Annotated in this window: 16 protein-coding genes and 2 riboswitches; of the genes, 12 read left to right on the forward strand and 4 right to left on the reverse strand. The window is 39.3% G+C overall.

Annotation, left to right across the window (positions count from 1 at the left end):
* Positions 1-601 precede the first annotated feature (601 nt).
* Positions 602-895 (reverse strand): hypothetical protein, encoded by a 294-nt coding sequence (locus BW986_RS04150; RefSeq protein ID WP_076365357.1) that lies wholly within the window; start codon positions 893-895, stop codon positions 602-604.
* Between the two features lie 128 nt (positions 896-1,023).
* Complete coding sequence (locus BW986_RS30020; RefSeq protein ID WP_179085998.1) at positions 1,024-1,194, reverse strand: hypothetical protein; 171 nt, start codon at positions 1,192-1,194, stop codon at positions 1,024-1,026.
* A 210-nt stretch (positions 1,195-1,404) separates the two neighbouring features.
* Here BW986_RS30020 and BW986_RS04155 point away from each other — a divergent pair, with 210 nt between their 5' ends.
* The 9 genes from BW986_RS04155 (at position 1,405) to BW986_RS04195 (ending at position 7,662) form a co-directional block, all read left to right on the forward strand.
* A complete protein-coding gene (locus BW986_RS04155) occupies positions 1,405-3,324 on the forward strand; it encodes a P-loop NTPase family protein (protein ID WP_076365359.1) in 1,920 nt (639 codons plus the stop codon).
* 722 nt (positions 3,325-4,046) lie between these two features.
* A complete protein-coding gene (locus tag BW986_RS29490) occupies positions 4,047-4,370 on the forward strand; it encodes an ATPase, T2SS/T4P/T4SS family (protein WP_464682976.1) in 324 nt (107 codons plus the stop codon).
* Positions 4,354-5,388, forward strand: coding sequence for a competence type IV pilus assembly protein ComGB (gene comGB, locus BW986_RS04165; protein ID WP_076365363.1), 1,035 nt, complete (start codon positions 4,354-4,356; stop codon positions 5,386-5,388). Before BW986_RS29490 ends, comGB begins: the two co-directional genes overlap by 17 nt.
* An 89-nt stretch (positions 5,389-5,477) precedes the next feature.
* Positions 5,478-5,777, forward strand: a complete 300-nt coding sequence (gene comGC / locus BW986_RS04170; RefSeq protein WP_076366305.1) for a competence type IV pilus major pilin ComGC — start codon at positions 5,478-5,480, stop codon at positions 5,775-5,777.
* A gap of 7 nt (positions 5,778-5,784) precedes the next feature.
* Positions 5,785-6,228 carry a competence type IV pilus minor pilin ComGD gene (gene comGD / locus BW986_RS04175; protein WP_076365365.1) on the forward strand — a complete coding sequence of 148 codons (444 nt, stop codon included), beginning with the start codon at positions 5,785-5,787 and terminating at the stop codon, positions 6,226-6,228.
* The gene (locus tag BW986_RS04180; RefSeq protein ID WP_076365367.1) at positions 6,215-6,553 is read left to right on the forward strand and encodes a hypothetical protein; all 339 of its coding nucleotides are present in this window, start codon (positions 6,215-6,217) and stop codon (positions 6,551-6,553) included. The genes comGD and BW986_RS04180 overlap by 14 nt, the downstream gene beginning before the upstream one ends.
* Complete coding sequence (comGF, locus tag BW986_RS04185; RefSeq protein WP_081395492.1) at positions 6,501-6,980, forward strand: competence type IV pilus minor pilin ComGF; 480 nt, start codon at positions 6,501-6,503, stop codon at positions 6,978-6,980. The genes BW986_RS04180 and comGF overlap by 53 nt, the downstream gene beginning before the upstream one ends.
* 22 nt (positions 6,981-7,002) lie before the next feature.
* Positions 7,003-7,359, forward strand: a complete 357-nt coding sequence (comGG, locus tag BW986_RS04190; RefSeq protein WP_179085999.1) for a competence type IV pilus minor pilin ComGG — start codon at positions 7,003-7,005, stop codon at positions 7,357-7,359.
* 117 nt (positions 7,360-7,476) lie between these two features.
* Positions 7,477-7,662: a YqzE family protein gene (locus BW986_RS04195; RefSeq protein WP_063233067.1), complete on the forward strand. Its 186-nt coding sequence runs from the start codon at positions 7,477-7,479 to the stop codon at positions 7,660-7,662.
* Between the two features lie 46 nt (positions 7,663-7,708).
* Here BW986_RS04195 and BW986_RS04200 read toward each other — a convergent pair whose 3' ends face one another.
* Together BW986_RS04200 and BW986_RS04205 are read right to left on the reverse strand one after the other, a co-directional pair.
* Positions 7,709-8,509 carry a YqhG family protein gene (locus BW986_RS04200; protein WP_076365373.1) on the reverse strand — a complete coding sequence of 267 codons (801 nt, stop codon included), beginning with the start codon at positions 8,507-8,509 and terminating at the stop codon, positions 7,709-7,711.
* Complete coding sequence (locus BW986_RS04205; protein ID WP_076365375.1) at positions 8,487-10,175, reverse strand: DEAD/DEAH box helicase; 1,689 nt, start codon at positions 10,173-10,175, stop codon at positions 8,487-8,489. Before BW986_RS04205 ends, BW986_RS04200 begins: the two co-directional genes overlap by 23 nt.
* 375 nt (positions 10,176-10,550) lie before the next feature.
* A riboswitch (glycine riboswitch) is annotated at positions 10,551-10,638 on the forward strand.
* 3 nt (positions 10,639-10,641) lie between these two features.
* Positions 10,642-10,724: riboswitch (glycine riboswitch) on the forward strand.
* A gap of 139 nt (positions 10,725-10,863) precedes the next feature.
* Here BW986_RS04205 and gcvT point away from each other — a divergent pair.
* From gcvT to gcvPB, 3 genes are read left to right on the forward strand one after another with little or no spacing between them, the layout of a single operon-like run.
* A complete protein-coding gene (gcvT, locus tag BW986_RS04210) occupies positions 10,864-11,970 on the forward strand; it encodes a glycine cleavage system aminomethyltransferase GcvT (protein ID WP_076365377.1) in 1,107 nt (368 codons plus the stop codon).
* Between the two features lie 17 nt (positions 11,971-11,987).
* Positions 11,988-13,334: an aminomethyl-transferring glycine dehydrogenase subunit GcvPA gene (gcvPA, locus tag BW986_RS04215; RefSeq protein WP_076365379.1), complete on the forward strand. Its 1,347-nt coding sequence runs from the start codon at positions 11,988-11,990 to the stop codon at positions 13,332-13,334.
* Entirely contained in the window at positions 13,327-14,784 is a 1,458-nt protein-coding gene (gcvPB, locus tag BW986_RS04220) for an aminomethyl-transferring glycine dehydrogenase subunit GcvPB (protein ID WP_076365381.1), read from the forward strand. The genes gcvPA and gcvPB overlap by 8 nt, the downstream gene beginning before the upstream one ends.
* Positions 14,785-14,940: the final 156 nt, after the last annotated feature.

The following is a 14,940-nucleotide window of genomic DNA, read 5'->3' on the forward strand; positions in this document are numbered from 1 at the left end:
GGAAGTAACCGTAAATATCAAAAAGCAGTTCTATAGTCGCTGTTATTAGAACTGCTTTTTTACATGATGTTAAAGGAAACGTTTAATTTATAAAGGGTTCCCAACCTTTTTACCCCTCTAGGTCCAATGGTGATTAGCGCCTAAAGTATTTTTTTCTTGAGCAATTTTCACTTTAGAATTAAACGTCTTAATTGGATAGGAGTCAGAGTACATTCACCCCATTCGAAGTTCCCTTGGCGATGCAACTATATTTATAATTTTTCCCAGTGAAACTATAATTCAAGGTGTTATTAGGGCTTTCTCTGGTCAACTATCCACTAGAAAGATTCTTATTCCATGACAAATATATCGTATTCGAACCAGTTCCTGTACTTGTGCCCGTTAATGCGAGGTGTTGACAATTTTTCAATATTATTCAACTAAAGGAATCGATAGACGTTCTACTGCCGCTCGTATTAATCATGGTCACTTCTGCATTATTAGTCAGTTTTATGCTGTAAGGTTTTGTTGCAAATTATACACCTCATACTCCAAATTGTATTTAAGGGTTCCGGACCCATTTATCGAAACATCCACGTTCTAATACGTTTTGATGGCATTGTTATACCCGGCAGGATAAGTCACGGTAGGCAACCCCAAAAAGAAATATTTCTAGAATTATTTCCCGCCTATCTTTAATTTGTATAAAGGAATGCTTAGTTGTTAAGTTTTTAATGAAGTAGTTTCCTCGTTCTTGGTCTATTGGAATTTCTTCTCCTGTGTTTAATAACACGCTACTAATTTCCTTAATATCTGAAGCAGGAATACCAACCTGGTATTGCCCATTTACATCTTTCATTAAGGTTAAATTTGTATAGGTAGGAGCAGTTTTATCTATATTATTTATGGTAGTCATGTGTCAATCCCACATTATCTTCAAAGGTAAACATATATCCCGTTTTGAGTAACTGTATATTCTGTATGCGCTTTTTTGATTGAACTGCCATCTGGTAAAATAATTCTTTTTTTTCCTGAATCGACATCTCATCCAATAATGTATATTTTCACATTTTGATTGGTGTCCGTCTCTGGAATAATTTTGGAATCCCCTGCAAATGGCGGTGTCGCTACATGTGTGTTATGCGAGTACGATAACAATGCTACCGACATAATAGATAAAGTTAAAATATTTTTTACGTGCTTATTTAAGTGCATTGTTCGTATCCTCTCTGATATATTATTTACATGTAATAACATAATATTTTGAAATTACAATGAAAATTCACAACAAAAATATCCAGACAAAGGTTTCGATATTGGCTCGTTCTTTATTGGTATAGATTTTTATCAAAACATATCTAGCTAGGTAGCTGAATAGGTAGTCTTGTTTTGTTGTAAGGGATGTATTTCATTAGGGAGATGGATATGAAAGAAATAAAAGAAGGCGTAAAAACTTATTTAGAATTAAATAAAACGGATTATGCTTTACAGATAAATGGTGAATGGGGAATTGGAAAAACCTATTATGTAAAAAATGTGATACAGCCATTTATTGAGAGTCAAGAAGTCAATGATGTTAAGGGGAATAAAAACAAAGATAATCGTTATAAATTCATCTATATATCTTTAAATGGTTTAAAAAATGTCGAAGAAATTGGAGATAGAATACTCTTTGCAAATTTAAATGGTTTAGAAACTGGGTTTGCCCTTACACAATCCATACTAAAAATTGGTCCAGGATTAGCTGGGCTAACCGGTCCATTGGGATGGTGGTCAAAACTATTTAGCGAAAGTGCGCTACATATTAAGAAGGAAATACAAAGTAAGAGTTATAAGATGCTTAATTTAAAACAGATGGTTTTATGCTTTGATGATTTAGAGAGGATTGACCCTTCAATTAATATGGAACAAGTGCTTGGCTTCATTAATACAAACTTTGTGGAACACGGAAAGGTAAAGACTATTTTTGTATCTAATCAAGATAAAGTGAAAGATATTGAAGCCTTTATCGAGAAAAAAGAAAAAGTAATAGGAAGAACCTTAACTTACAACAGACCGATAACAGATATTCTTGAAAATTATTGGTCTGATATTTATAAAAATGAGTATCTAGACTTCTTGAATGAGAATATTGAATTCGTTAAAAAAAGTATCGAAGCTGCTAGTATGAATAATTTGAGAACCTTAAGGTTTACTTTAGATAACTTTAGCGTTATTTTTCAGTCATTGGATAATGATTTTTTTGAACATGATGAATGGTTGAAAGAAAATAAAAGAGATATACTCTGTAATCTTTTTGTCTTTAATTTAATTCTCTCAAATGAGTATAAAGAAGGGGAAGAAATTAATCTAGAGGAACTTAATTTTGATTCTCACAGTATTTACTTTAGGCATTTATTCGAAGAGCAACATTTAAATAAAACGTCATCGAAAACCGAAGAATATCAAAAGAAAATTATTAATAAATATTTTAAAAACAAAATTGGTTACTCAATCATTAAAGATTTTTACGCATATTTTAATCAGGTTGGTATACTTGTCATTGATGGTGTCCTAAATCAAAAGCTATTAAAAGATGAAATAACTAAATATATTCCAAAAGAAGAAAAAAGCATGTTAGCCTTAAATCAAATGTTCAATTATCTTACATTAGAACTTAATGAGGTAAGGGAGACAGCTGTCGATATTATCGAGCATTTAAAAAAAGGTAATTACGACGTTTTTCATATCCCTTCCGTATTTCAAATACTCAATGAGCTTAAGGAGAAAGGTTATATAGAATATGATATGGATGAAATTTTTAAGTTAGCAAACAAAGAAATAAGTAGCTCATTTGAAGGAAAAAACCAAATTGATGGCATTCCAGATTTATTATTTGAAAATAAATTTAATAATAAAGTTCAAGATGAAAAATACCTAGAGCTTGTAAGTACAATTAGAGAGTTGCGTAATCGCTATAATGAGGAATCTAAAGGAGAAAAGATGCAAAATTTCTTAGACTCTTTGCATACAATGGAAGACGCGGAGATAAATAATTCTTACAAGGACATTCAACATGAAGAGAATTGGTTTTTTCTCATTAATAAAACTCCGTTTGCTAACACCATTGTTAATATGAACAACAAGGGAATAGGTTTTTTTAGTTCAATAATCAAAGAACGTTATGTGATGCCATATGCAAATTCAATGAGACAAATTGAAAGTAAAGACCTCGATGTTTTTATTAGCAATTTAAAAGGTAGCATTGATTCAGTTGATGACAAATTAAAAACAGATGTCCTCAAAGAACTTTTATCTACTTTGGAGAAAGCCCTATCCCTTATAAGTGAACCGCTTATTACATAACATCAATGTCAGGGAAGGCACGAATCTGCACCCACACTCTTAAAGACCAACCCATTTAATTTTCTGGGCTGGTCTTTTTTGTTAAGTCAGGATTCTAATGATTGTCCTGATGATTCCTACCGTTTTTGGGGCTTGAGGGTTGCGTGATAACAAAACATCGAAACATGGTATTTAATTTTAAGTTTCAAGCGGGATGTGCCGAACTCCCTTAAGTGCGCAGCTAGAACTCTCTTCCTTGTCGACGGACATATACCTTTTGCGTCGTTCTCCTTCCTAGCTTATTTGTCCGTATCCTTTACTGTAAGAACTTTTCGGAAAACCCTTTTTATTTTCGAATAATTTTGACTGGGTGTCATCAACTTCCCCCTTTAGGGACATTGTCTTCTCATCATCTTTTACAAATAATTCGATAGTAAAGGTATCGGATTCTACGTAGGAAACGATGAGTGTTCCAAACGAAAAGCTGTTCCAGTTTCTAGAGATTCAATATAAAACATAATAATAAATTAAATTTATATCTAATCGAAAATTATGATGAATAATTTTTAAATAGTAACATTTATAAACCTCAATAGCTTTTATCATTTCTTAAAGGGCAAAAAATCGGTTTTTATCATTAATGATGTCTTTTTTATTATTTGTTATTGTCTCGGTGCCTTTATATTATCAACGGTTTTAAGAACTCTCTTTACCATTTTTAATGTCGTCCGACATCCAGGTTACTGGAATTTGGTGTGAGCTTGCTTGAGGTTGAACAGAGTTTGATTGGCGTGACAGCACAGCGGCTGGTTGAATTGCGTTGCCTTGCATGTAAAGGGGACTGTGCTTTACCTTGCAAAATGACTGCCAGGAATAAAAGGGCAAGTGTATATGAATTGCTATATGGAAAAAGCCTGGCTGAGGTTCTCCGGATAATGGGAGATGAAAGAGGAGAGGTAACGGTAAGCTACCGCCAATTGAAGGATGAAATCGGAAAAGCGGTTGCGATGGGTTATGTGGATTCCAAGGAATACGAACGGCTGGTATACGATGAAACCAAAAAGTAAATGGAAGGTAAAAGAGCAGGCGGTCTTTATTTCGAAGTTAGGTGAATTATTGAATCATGGTTATCCATTAGCGGAAGCTTTACATTTTCTTGAGTTTCAGGAATCAAAGAAGAAAGCGGAAGACTTCACTCAGGCTAAAGACGATTTAAGGAACGGTTACCCGTTGCACATGGTGCTGACCCATCTTAATTTTCATCCGCAGCTTGTAAGCTATATATTTTATGGAGAACAATATGGCGACCTGGAACGGGCGTTGAAAGAAGGAGGGCGATATTGGAAGAAAAGAACCGAGGATATGGATAAAGTAAAAAAGCTAATGGTGTATCCCGTATTCTTAGTCTTTTTTGTAAGCATCGTTTTTTATATTCTTCAGAGTGTTCTCCTTCCCAAATTCCAGACAATCTATTTCACGATGGATGTCGATCAGCACACACTCTTAAAATTAATGTCAGCCTCCACATTCATTCTTCCAGCACTCCCCTTCTTATTACTCGGATTGCTCCTATTCTTGTATGTACTCAAACGATTTTGGTTTAACGGATTGTGCCCATTAAGTCAGCGAAGGATTTTGATGGGAATTCCGATATTCGGGACCTTCATCAAATTATACGAAACTTATTTTTTTGCCAGCCAATTCAGTGGCTTACTTTCCGGAGGGCTATCGATAAACGATAGCATCAAATTATTCTCGATAAATCAACAGCAGCCTTTTTACCAAAAACTATGCAATATCATTAAGGATGATTTGATCGAGGGCAGATCACTTGAAACGATTTTTCAGGAGCTCCCATATTTTGACCGGAATTTACCGGTGGTCGCTGCAAATGGTCAAAAATACGGCAGACTTGATGCGGAGCTGCTTCATTACAGTCGTTTTTTACTGGAGAGAATTGAAGAGAGAATGAATGCAATCTTGAAAATCATTCAGCCTCTTATGTTTTCACTTATAGGTCTTTTGATCGTATCCATTTATTTGGCAGTTTTGCTGCCGATGTTCTCACTGCTAGAAGGTATATAGGATTTCATTTTTGTATTCCGGAGGTGAAAATGCTCGAAGATCATCTGGTATTCAGATGGTTTCAGGAGCATGATGATATGTTGAAGAAAATGATGAATGAACGTGGTTTTACACTAATTGAAATGCTTATTGTTTTACTGGTAATATCCATCCTTTTGATTATAACGATCCCAAATATCACGAAGAACCAATCTACGATCCAGTCTAAAGGATGTGAAGCATTCGTGAAGATGGCCCAAGCACAGGTACAGGCTTATGAGATTGACAATGCTAAACTGCCCGGAAGTATCGGTGAATTGGAAACTCAAGGCTATCTCAAACAGACATCCTGTCCTAATGGGGATGAGATTAGTTTGGATAGTAAAGGAAAGATAACGGTCGTTGAGTAGGAGAGAAGTGAAAATACGGCATTCCAATGGGGGGTATACACTATCTGAAACCCTCATTGTCCTCGTTATTTTTGTACTCCTGATTTCCATCGGACCTAATCTATATCCTAGCTTCACTAAAGGAATGGAAAATAGGCTATTCCTATCTCAATTCCATGAAGATCTTTTCTATGCACAACAGTATGCCATCAGTCATGAGAGCTTGATTTACCTCCATATTGATAATACCAAAAAGGTTTATACCGTTTCGTCTTATAAGGAGGGAATCGTTCTAGAGAGAAGCATACCAGAGGATATACAGTTTTTAAGTGGCACTTTGGGGTTCAGCTTTCATTTTAATCAGTATGGAAATGCTTCAAAAGCCGGAACGCTTATGATTGACACCTCAAAGGGAAAGTACAAGCTGATCCTCAATATCGGTAAAGGGAGGTTCAGGATTGAGAAATTGTAAAGGTTACGTCTACCTTGAGCTGATAGCCGCATTTGCCATTTGTATATTCCTGGTCCTTGCCATTTTACCAATTCTTGAAGAATTATTGATGCATCGGAAAGGTATTGCCGTAAGGACAGAAGCCCACCATTTATTATATGAAAGATTGACGGCGTTCATGGATGGGGAGATACAAGCAGTTAGTCAGGAAATCATTTACAAAAAAAGATCCTATGAGTTGGTTTGGAAGGACCATGGGGATTTCCCTGGAATGATTGAAGGGTGTGTACGTTATGAAGATGAATCGGGTAATCTGGAATCCATTTGTGATGCTGCGAAAAAATGATGGCTTTACGATGATCGAAATGCTTTTTTCATTAATGATTTTAATGACGACGTCCCTTTTTGTTCTACAGCTTTTTTCTATCATTCACACCCAGATGGGGTCCGTTGATAAATTGCATCCTAAAGAATGGGAGGTCTTTACCATGCAAATGAAGCAGGAGGTCCGGAGTTCCAAAGATCAGGATGTAATGGGAAATAAATTATATTTGCTTTCAGGTGATCAATTGTCATCGTTTGAACAATATGAAGATAAGGTTCGAAGACGAGTGAATGGAATGGGGCATGAGGTCATCTTGCAGAATATTTCGGAATTCCGGGTTGAGAAGGATGGCGGTGTCATTGTTATAAATATAACGGATAAAGCAGGGACTACTTTCAGTCGAAGATTTCACCCTTTCATTAGGAATGTTACGAAAGTCGATGAATAATCAAAAAGGAGTCGTTTTCCCGATGGTTATGATTGTAGCAAGTGTTTTCATCATGTTCACGATACTGATGATAGACCAGTTTATCATTGATAAAAGGTTCTATAAAGAAGTGGAAGAATCGCTTGTGGCCGACCATCTTGTCCATCTAGCCATCAAGGACGTGACGGCAGAATGGGGCGAAGAGATCCCAAAAATCATCCAGGGGGAAATTACATATCCCAATGGTGTGGTGCGGTATTCCTTGATGAAACAAGAAGGTCCTTACGTATATATCGAGTTTTCTTCCACGACAAAAAATGATCGCGAGGGCAGGGTCATCATTCAATACGATATAGAAGCGGGGAAAGTGAAAGAATGGTTGGAAAAGCAGGCTGTTTAATACACAAAATCAACACTCTTTTAAAACGGAACACGACAGGTTCACGTGTTCAGGGAATAAGCGGAGGAATAAAAGGAGCGTAAACCGGACATACTTTGCATAGGGTGATGATTTTATATGTCTACAAACGCTTATATTAAATATCTGACGCAGCAGCTTGTCGAGTATTTTAATCTGACGAAAAAAGAACGAAAAGAAAAGCGCCGTCACAGAAAAGAGGATAAAAATCATGGTATGTCCCATTGGTTTGGCATTGTCCCTTTTGCTTTGTCGATGTTCGTAAGGAAAAATATCAAAAAGTGAAACAGATGTCCTGAACTTAGGACATCTGTTTCTTTTCGTTCTTGACTTATCCCAACGCCCTATTGGAAAGGTAAAATAATCCTCCGTTAATGATCGATATTCTGATGGTGGGTTCATATTGAGCTTTTAGTGCTTCTTTCTCGGTATAATAACTCTCACTTTTTTCGTCCATATCCTTGTAAAAATGCTCCAATAAATTCAAATCATTCTGCCAGCGCAGCATTGCTTCCTCCGCCCAGGAATGGTCATCATCCTCGAAACTGGTCCTGATGTATGTATCCAGCCTTGCCAATCCACTCTTGGGCATGATCAAAGGTGAAAGCGTAAAGGAGTAATCCGGTATTTTTGGGGTGACCTTTACCGGTAAAACCCGACGGTGAAACCCTTCCATGATTTCACCCGAGATTAAATTCAATCCGATCGACATGAAAGTATCTTTTTTACGGTCGCATTGATAGGATATTTTCACATTCAGGGTCAGCCAAGGAAACAAAGGATTATTCCCGCCGCCTTTTGATGGAGGAGTATCCTCAAAAAGTCTAGTATACCCTGCCAGCTTTTTGGTTGATTGAATGATCTGGTGAAGGCGTGGGGAGCCAAAATGAATCATTTCCCCCTTTAAATCGGATGGAGCTTGTTCTGGATCGGTAATGAAAGTCATCCGTGCCGGGTTCGGAACGCCACCTGTTTTTTCTAGATAATGCCAATAAAAGGGTCTATTCATTAATTCTTTATCCATATCAATCGTCAATTGGACTGTAAGGTGGGTTGGTGCATTATCCAGTATTTCGCAATCGTTGGCTTTAAAGTAAGTTATTAAAAAATCATGAATTTCCCGTTGCTGCATGAACCTCACCTTCCTTCATTGATTGAGCGAATTGGATTAATGATGAAAAATTATCCATTTTGATTTTCATTTCGCCCTCTGTTTTGGACTCGCCAACCACATCGATTAAATATTCTTCAATGTTATTGATATCCAGTTTGGTTAGAATATCATCCAATTCTCCAATTACTTTTTCAAATAAATTTATTTTTTCGTATAGTAAATTCAGAATATGTTCTTCTACTGTATTTTTCGTGGCAAAGTTATAAATCATCACATCTTCTTCCTGACCAAGGCGGTGAATCCGTCCAATTCTCTGTTCGAGCCTCATGGGGTTCCATGGCAGGTCAAAATTAATCAAGTGATGGCAAAACTGAAGGTTTATCCCTTCCCCGCCAGCTTCTGTTGCAATTAATACCTGTATATTCTTTTGGAATAATTCTCGCATCCAGTCTTTCTTTCCGCGCTTAAAACCGCCTCGGAAAGGAACCGAAGAAATCCCATTCTGCTGTAGGTACCATTGGAGATATAGCTGAGTCGCCCGGTATTCGGTAAAGATGATCACTTTGTCATCAATTTTCTTGATCAGTTCCAAGGCTTTTTCAGCCTTGGAGTTCTGAACTGTTTCATTCACTTTAGAAAATAAATCATCAAGCTTTGCCAAAAAGTCAGGGGAAGGCTGATCATATTTTTCTTTCATATTCTTTAAAGTATAAAAGACCGCCTCTCTGCTGCTGCATGCTTCCCTTTGGAGAGTGAGAGCCGAAAAGGCGCTTCCTTTTGATCCATCCGAAATAGGCTTGAATTTGGAAACAGCATCGTACAATGCCTGTTCCGTTGGAGAAAATTCAATGGTGATGGTTTCCACATGCCGTTTTGTCCATTCAATGCCAGTATCGGCCCGCCGGTTTCGAATCATGACAGTATTGACCAGTTCCTTTAGGTGTTCATCTTCAATGATGTTCCGGCCTTTCCCTTTATACTTTTCCGAAAAGAGTGAGGCATTTCCCAAGTGGCCCGGTTTCAATAACGAAACGAGGTGAAAAATCTCCTCGACTTTATTTTGAATCGGAGTGGCTGTCAGGAGTAAACAAAATTTCTTTTTCAGATTTTGGACGAATTCATAGTTCTTCGTCTTATTGTTTTTAAGTTTATGAGCTTCATCAATAATGATGAAGTCATATTCCTGAGTGAAAATGATATCTCGATGTGGAGCGCGTTTCGCTGTATCAATGGATGAAATGACCACATCACAGGAGTCCCAAACATAACTTTTTCTCTGAACGACTGCCGGTATATGAAACTTGGTATTCAATTCAAAAGCCCATTGTGTGACAAGGGAGGCTGGAACAAGGATCAATACTTTTTTTACAAGCCCCCTAATCATATACTCTTTTAGGATCAAGCCTGCTTCAATTGTTTTTCCGAGCCCCACCTCATCAGCTAAAATTGCCTTTCCATTCATCTTTTCCACCACTTGCTTGGCTGCTTCCAATTGATGGGGAAGCGGGGTTAACTGCGGAAGGTGCTTGGGCGCCTGTAAACCTTCAAAATCAGGGATGATAAGGTTTTCCTCCATTTGAACCGCCAACTTATAAAGCTCCCAATTTCCCCATGGACCGTCGTTTTCCATTTTTTGCAGAAACTCGTCATTCCATTCAGAATTGAAGGATATATTGATTTTCATAGAAATAACTCCTTCTTAAATCATAATTTCCTTAATAAAAGGTCAAAACCCGAACATTTCGTATGTGAAATAAGAAAAATATTTCTCTTCAAAAGATATTGCAGAGATAAGTTTCTTAGGGTAGGATATAAGTATATTTAGAAAATTCCAATTTCCAAACGCTACAAAGAATCTTTGTACATCGATTTTGCAGTTCGCGTTTTCTTAGTATGGGCTATAGGCTCCTGATTTATCCAAGATTACTGAAGGAGATCACTCAAACGGTTTCTGAAGTTTTAGGAGAATTGGCAGAGAATGCATTCCATGATGCTCAAAGGTTTTACCGATGCTTGGGGCTATTTCGCTTCCTTTCATTGGCAGACCATTCATATGCGGGTGAAGATAAGGGGAGAGACTACGGATGTAGCGCCGAAGGAGCAAACTTAGCAGTGAATCTCTCAGGCAAAAGAACTCTTATTGGACGCAACTCTGGAGAGCGCCGCCCGTTTGGGACGGCCACCAAAGGGGAAAACCTATTACATAGGTAAACTTTCAGGTTTCAGGACAGAGAAAAAGCTCAAACGGGCTTTCTCTGTCCTTTTTTGTGCTTTTTTCACATCATGAATCAGGATATACCTGAAGCGTAATGACAAGAAGCTTTTGATAATGAAGCCAATTATTTTTAAAAAAATCTGAAGGAGGTCATTTTTTGACCAATTTAAAAAGAACACCACTATTTGAGGTTTATCGTGAATACGGAGGTAAAACGATTGATTTTGGCGGCTGGGAACTTCCTGTCCAATTTTCTGGTATAAAGGACGAACATGAAGCCGTACGTACAAAAGCGGGGTTATTCGATGTTTCCCATATGGGGGAAGTCGATGTTAAGGGTCCTGGGAGCCGTGCCTTTTTACAGAAGATGCTGACTAATGATATATCAAAGCTGCAACAGGGCGGTGCACAATATACCGCCATGTGTTATGAAAACGGAGGCACGGTTGATGATCTTATCGTGTATAAAAGGGCTGAGGACGACTATCTGCTCGTGGTCAATGCAGCGAATACAGAAAAGGATTTCAATTGGCTGCAAGCTAATTTAACGGAAGATGTCCAAATTTCGAATGTATCGAGTGACTATACACAGCTGGCACTTCAAGGGCCATCTGCAGAAAAGATATTACAAAAACTATCGGGAAATACTGACTTAAGTGAAATTGGATTTTTCAAGTTCAAGGAAAATGTCCTGATTAACGGTATCTCCACGTTGGTATCCCGTACTGGATACACTGGTGAAGATGGTTTTGAGATATATAGCGACAGTGAAAATGGCCCTGCCCTTTGGAAGGCGATTATGGAAGCCGGAAAGGAAGAGGGGGCTCAGCCGATTGGTTTAGGTGCTCGTGATACTTTGCGTTTTGAAGCGAAACTGCCGCTGTATGGGCAGGAGCTTTCAGCGGACATCACTCCGATGGAAGCCGGTATTGGTTTTGCAGTGAAAGTGGATAAGGAAATGGATTTTTTCGGGAAAGCCGTTCTTGCTGAGCAAAAGGAGAAAGGAGCTCCCCGCAAGCTTGTGGGAATTGAAATGATTGACCGTGGCATTCCACGTCATGGGTATAAGGTCTACAGCGGTGATAAAGTCATTGGCGAAGTCACGACCGGTACACAATCACCAACGTTGAAGAAAAACGTGGGATTGGTACTTATCGATAAGGAATTTTCGGTGCTGGATGCGGAAGTCGAAGTGGAAATCCGTTCCAAACGTTTGAAAGCCGTTATAATACAAACACCTTTTTATAAAAAACCACGTAAATAGAGGGGAATGGTCATTAGATGAAACATCGTTATTTACCCATGACAGAGCAAGATAAACAAGAAATGCTGGAAGTGATAGGGGTATCTACTGTTCAAGAACTTTTTAATGATATCCCTGAAAGCGTTCGTTTTCAAGGAGAATACGATATCAAGCCTGCTAAATCGGAACCTGCATTGATGAAAGAATTATCAAGGCTTGCTGCCAAGAATGCGGACCTTAAAAACTATGCTTCCTTCCTTGGTGCGGGTGTCTATGACCATTACGCACCGGTCATCGTCGATCATGTTTTATCCCGTTCTGAGTTTTATACGGCTTATACACCTTATCAGCCTGAAATTTCACAGGGCGAGCTTCAGGCGATCTTTGAATATCAAACGATGATATGTGAATTGACGGGCATGGATGTAGCTAACTCTTCCATGTATGACGGCGGGACGGCGCTAGCTGAAGCAGCCATGCTTGCTTCAGGCCAGACACGACGCAAGAAGATTCTCATTTCAGGGACCGTTCATCCTGAATCAAGAGAAGTTGTGAAGACATATGCGAAAGGGCAACGCGTGGAAGTGGTCGAAATTCCTTATAAAGACGGTGTGACGGACTTAGCTGCTTTAAGGGAATTGGCGAATGATGACATTGCAGGAGTGATCGTGCAATATCCGAACTTTTTTGGCCGCATCGAGCCATTGAAAGAAATGGAGGAAATCATTCATGGAGTCAAGTCCATGTTTATCGTTTCCAGTAACCCGCTTGCATTGGGAGCTTTGACATCCCCTGGTGCACTCGGTGCAGATATCGTAACGGGGGATGCCCAGCCATTCGGCATTCCAGCGGCATTTGGGGGACCTCATTGTGGCTATTTTGCCGTTACTAATAAACTTGTTCGGAAAGTTCCGGGCCGACTCGTCGGTCAAACGGTGGATGAAAATGGAAAAAGAGGGTTTGTACTGACGCTTCAAGCTCGTGAACAGCACATTCGCCGTGACAAAGCCACATCCAACATTTGTTCCAATCAAGCTTTGAATGCCTTGGCAGCCTCTGTTGCAATGACCGCGCTTGGCAAAAAAGGTGTCAAAGAAATGGCCGTGCAAAATATTCAAAAAGCGCATTATGCGAAAAAAGCAATTATGGCAAAAGGGGTGGAAGTGATATTCGACGGTCCTTCGTTTAATGAATTTGTCATTAAACTGCCTGCTTCGTTTTCAGAAATCAATAAAAACCTTTTTGAAAAAGGGATGATCGGCGGCTTCGATTTAGGGACGGTTTATCCTGAGCTGAAAGACCATATGCTGGTGGCGGTAACTGAACTTAGAACAAAAGAAGAAATCGATGCACTTGCGCAGGAATTGGGGGATCAACATGAATAATCAAGATCAATCACTCATTTTTGAAATCAGTACTTCCGGTCGAATCGGATACAGTCTGCCAGAAATGGATGTTGCAACTATTCCGCTCGAAGAAATTCTTCCTGCCGACTACATCCGTGAAGAAGAGGCAGAGCTTCCTGAGGTGTCCGAACTGGATATCATGCGTCATTATACAGCACTTTCCAAACGGAATCATGGGGTGGATTCGGGTTTTTACCCGCTGGGTTCATGCACGATGAAATATAATCCGAAGATAAATGAAAATGTGGCACGCTTCAACGGTTTTGCCCATATCCATCCATATCAGGATCCGGCTACTGTTCAGGGAGCATTGGGACTATTATTTGATTTGCAGGAACACTTAACGGAAATCACCGGGATGGACCAAGTGACATTACAGCCTGCAGCAGGTGCTCACGGTGAGTGGACTGGATTGATGATGATTCGCGCTTTTCACGAAGCGAATGGCGATACAGAACGGACTAAAGTGATTGTACCTGATTCTGCACACGGTACGAATCCTGCCTCTGCAACTGTTGCCGGACTTGAAACGATTACAGTGAAGTCGGATGAAAATGGGTTGGTCGACCTGGAAGATTTAAAGCGTGTTGTCGGACCGGATACGGCTGCCTTGATGCTGACGAACCCCAATACATTGGGATTGTTTGAAGAAAACATTTTGGAAATGGCACAACTTGTCCATGACGCAGGTGGGAAACTTTATTATGATGGAGCCAATCTGAATGCAGTCCTATCAAAAGCACGCCCGGGTGATATGGGCTTTGATGTGGTTCACTTAAATCTCCATAAAACATTCACAGGCCCGCATGGCGGCGGCGGCCCGGGTTCTGGTCCTGTAGGGGTGAAGTCGGACTTGATTCCTTACTTGCCTAAACCGCTTGTGGTCAAACAAGGTGAGCAATTCGTTCTTGATTATGATCGCCCGCAATCCATTGGTAGGGTAAAACCTTATTATGGTAATTTCGGGATAAACGTGAGGGCATATACGTACATTCGGTCAATGGGTCCTGATGGCCTTAAAGCCGTCACTGAGAATGCGGTCATCAATGCCAATTATATGATGCGTAGGTTGGAACCTTATTTTGATTTACCATATAATCGTCATTGTAAACATGAATTCGTATTAAGCGGACGCCGTCAAAAGAAATTAGGGGTAAGGACTCTCGATATAGCCAAAAGATTGCTGGATTTCGGGTACCATCCTCCAACCATTTACTTCCCGTTAAACGTGGAAGAAGGAATGATGATAGAACCGACTGAAACCGAGTCAAAAGAAACGCTGGATGCGTTCATCGATGCGATGATCCAGATTGCCAAGGAAGCGGAAGAAACCCCTGAAATCGTTCAGGAAGCTCCGCATACAACCGTTATAAAGCGGCTTGATGAAACTCTTGCTGCAAGAAAACCTGTTCTGCGCTATCAAGCCTAGACTGATAGCTTACACGAAAAAATCCCTGCCTGCCGGCGGGGATTTTTCATGTTTATGTAAGAATTCATTAAAGTCCAACAGTTAACTTTCATTTTCTAGAGCCCGCATGATGCACAAGAAGGCTTTTTAATGTAAAAGAGCCCATGCGGAGATGGG

The organism is Peribacillus simplex (assembly GCF_900156045.1).
GTDB lineage: Bacteria > Bacillota > Bacilli > Bacillales > DSM-1321 > Peribacillus > Peribacillus simplex_D.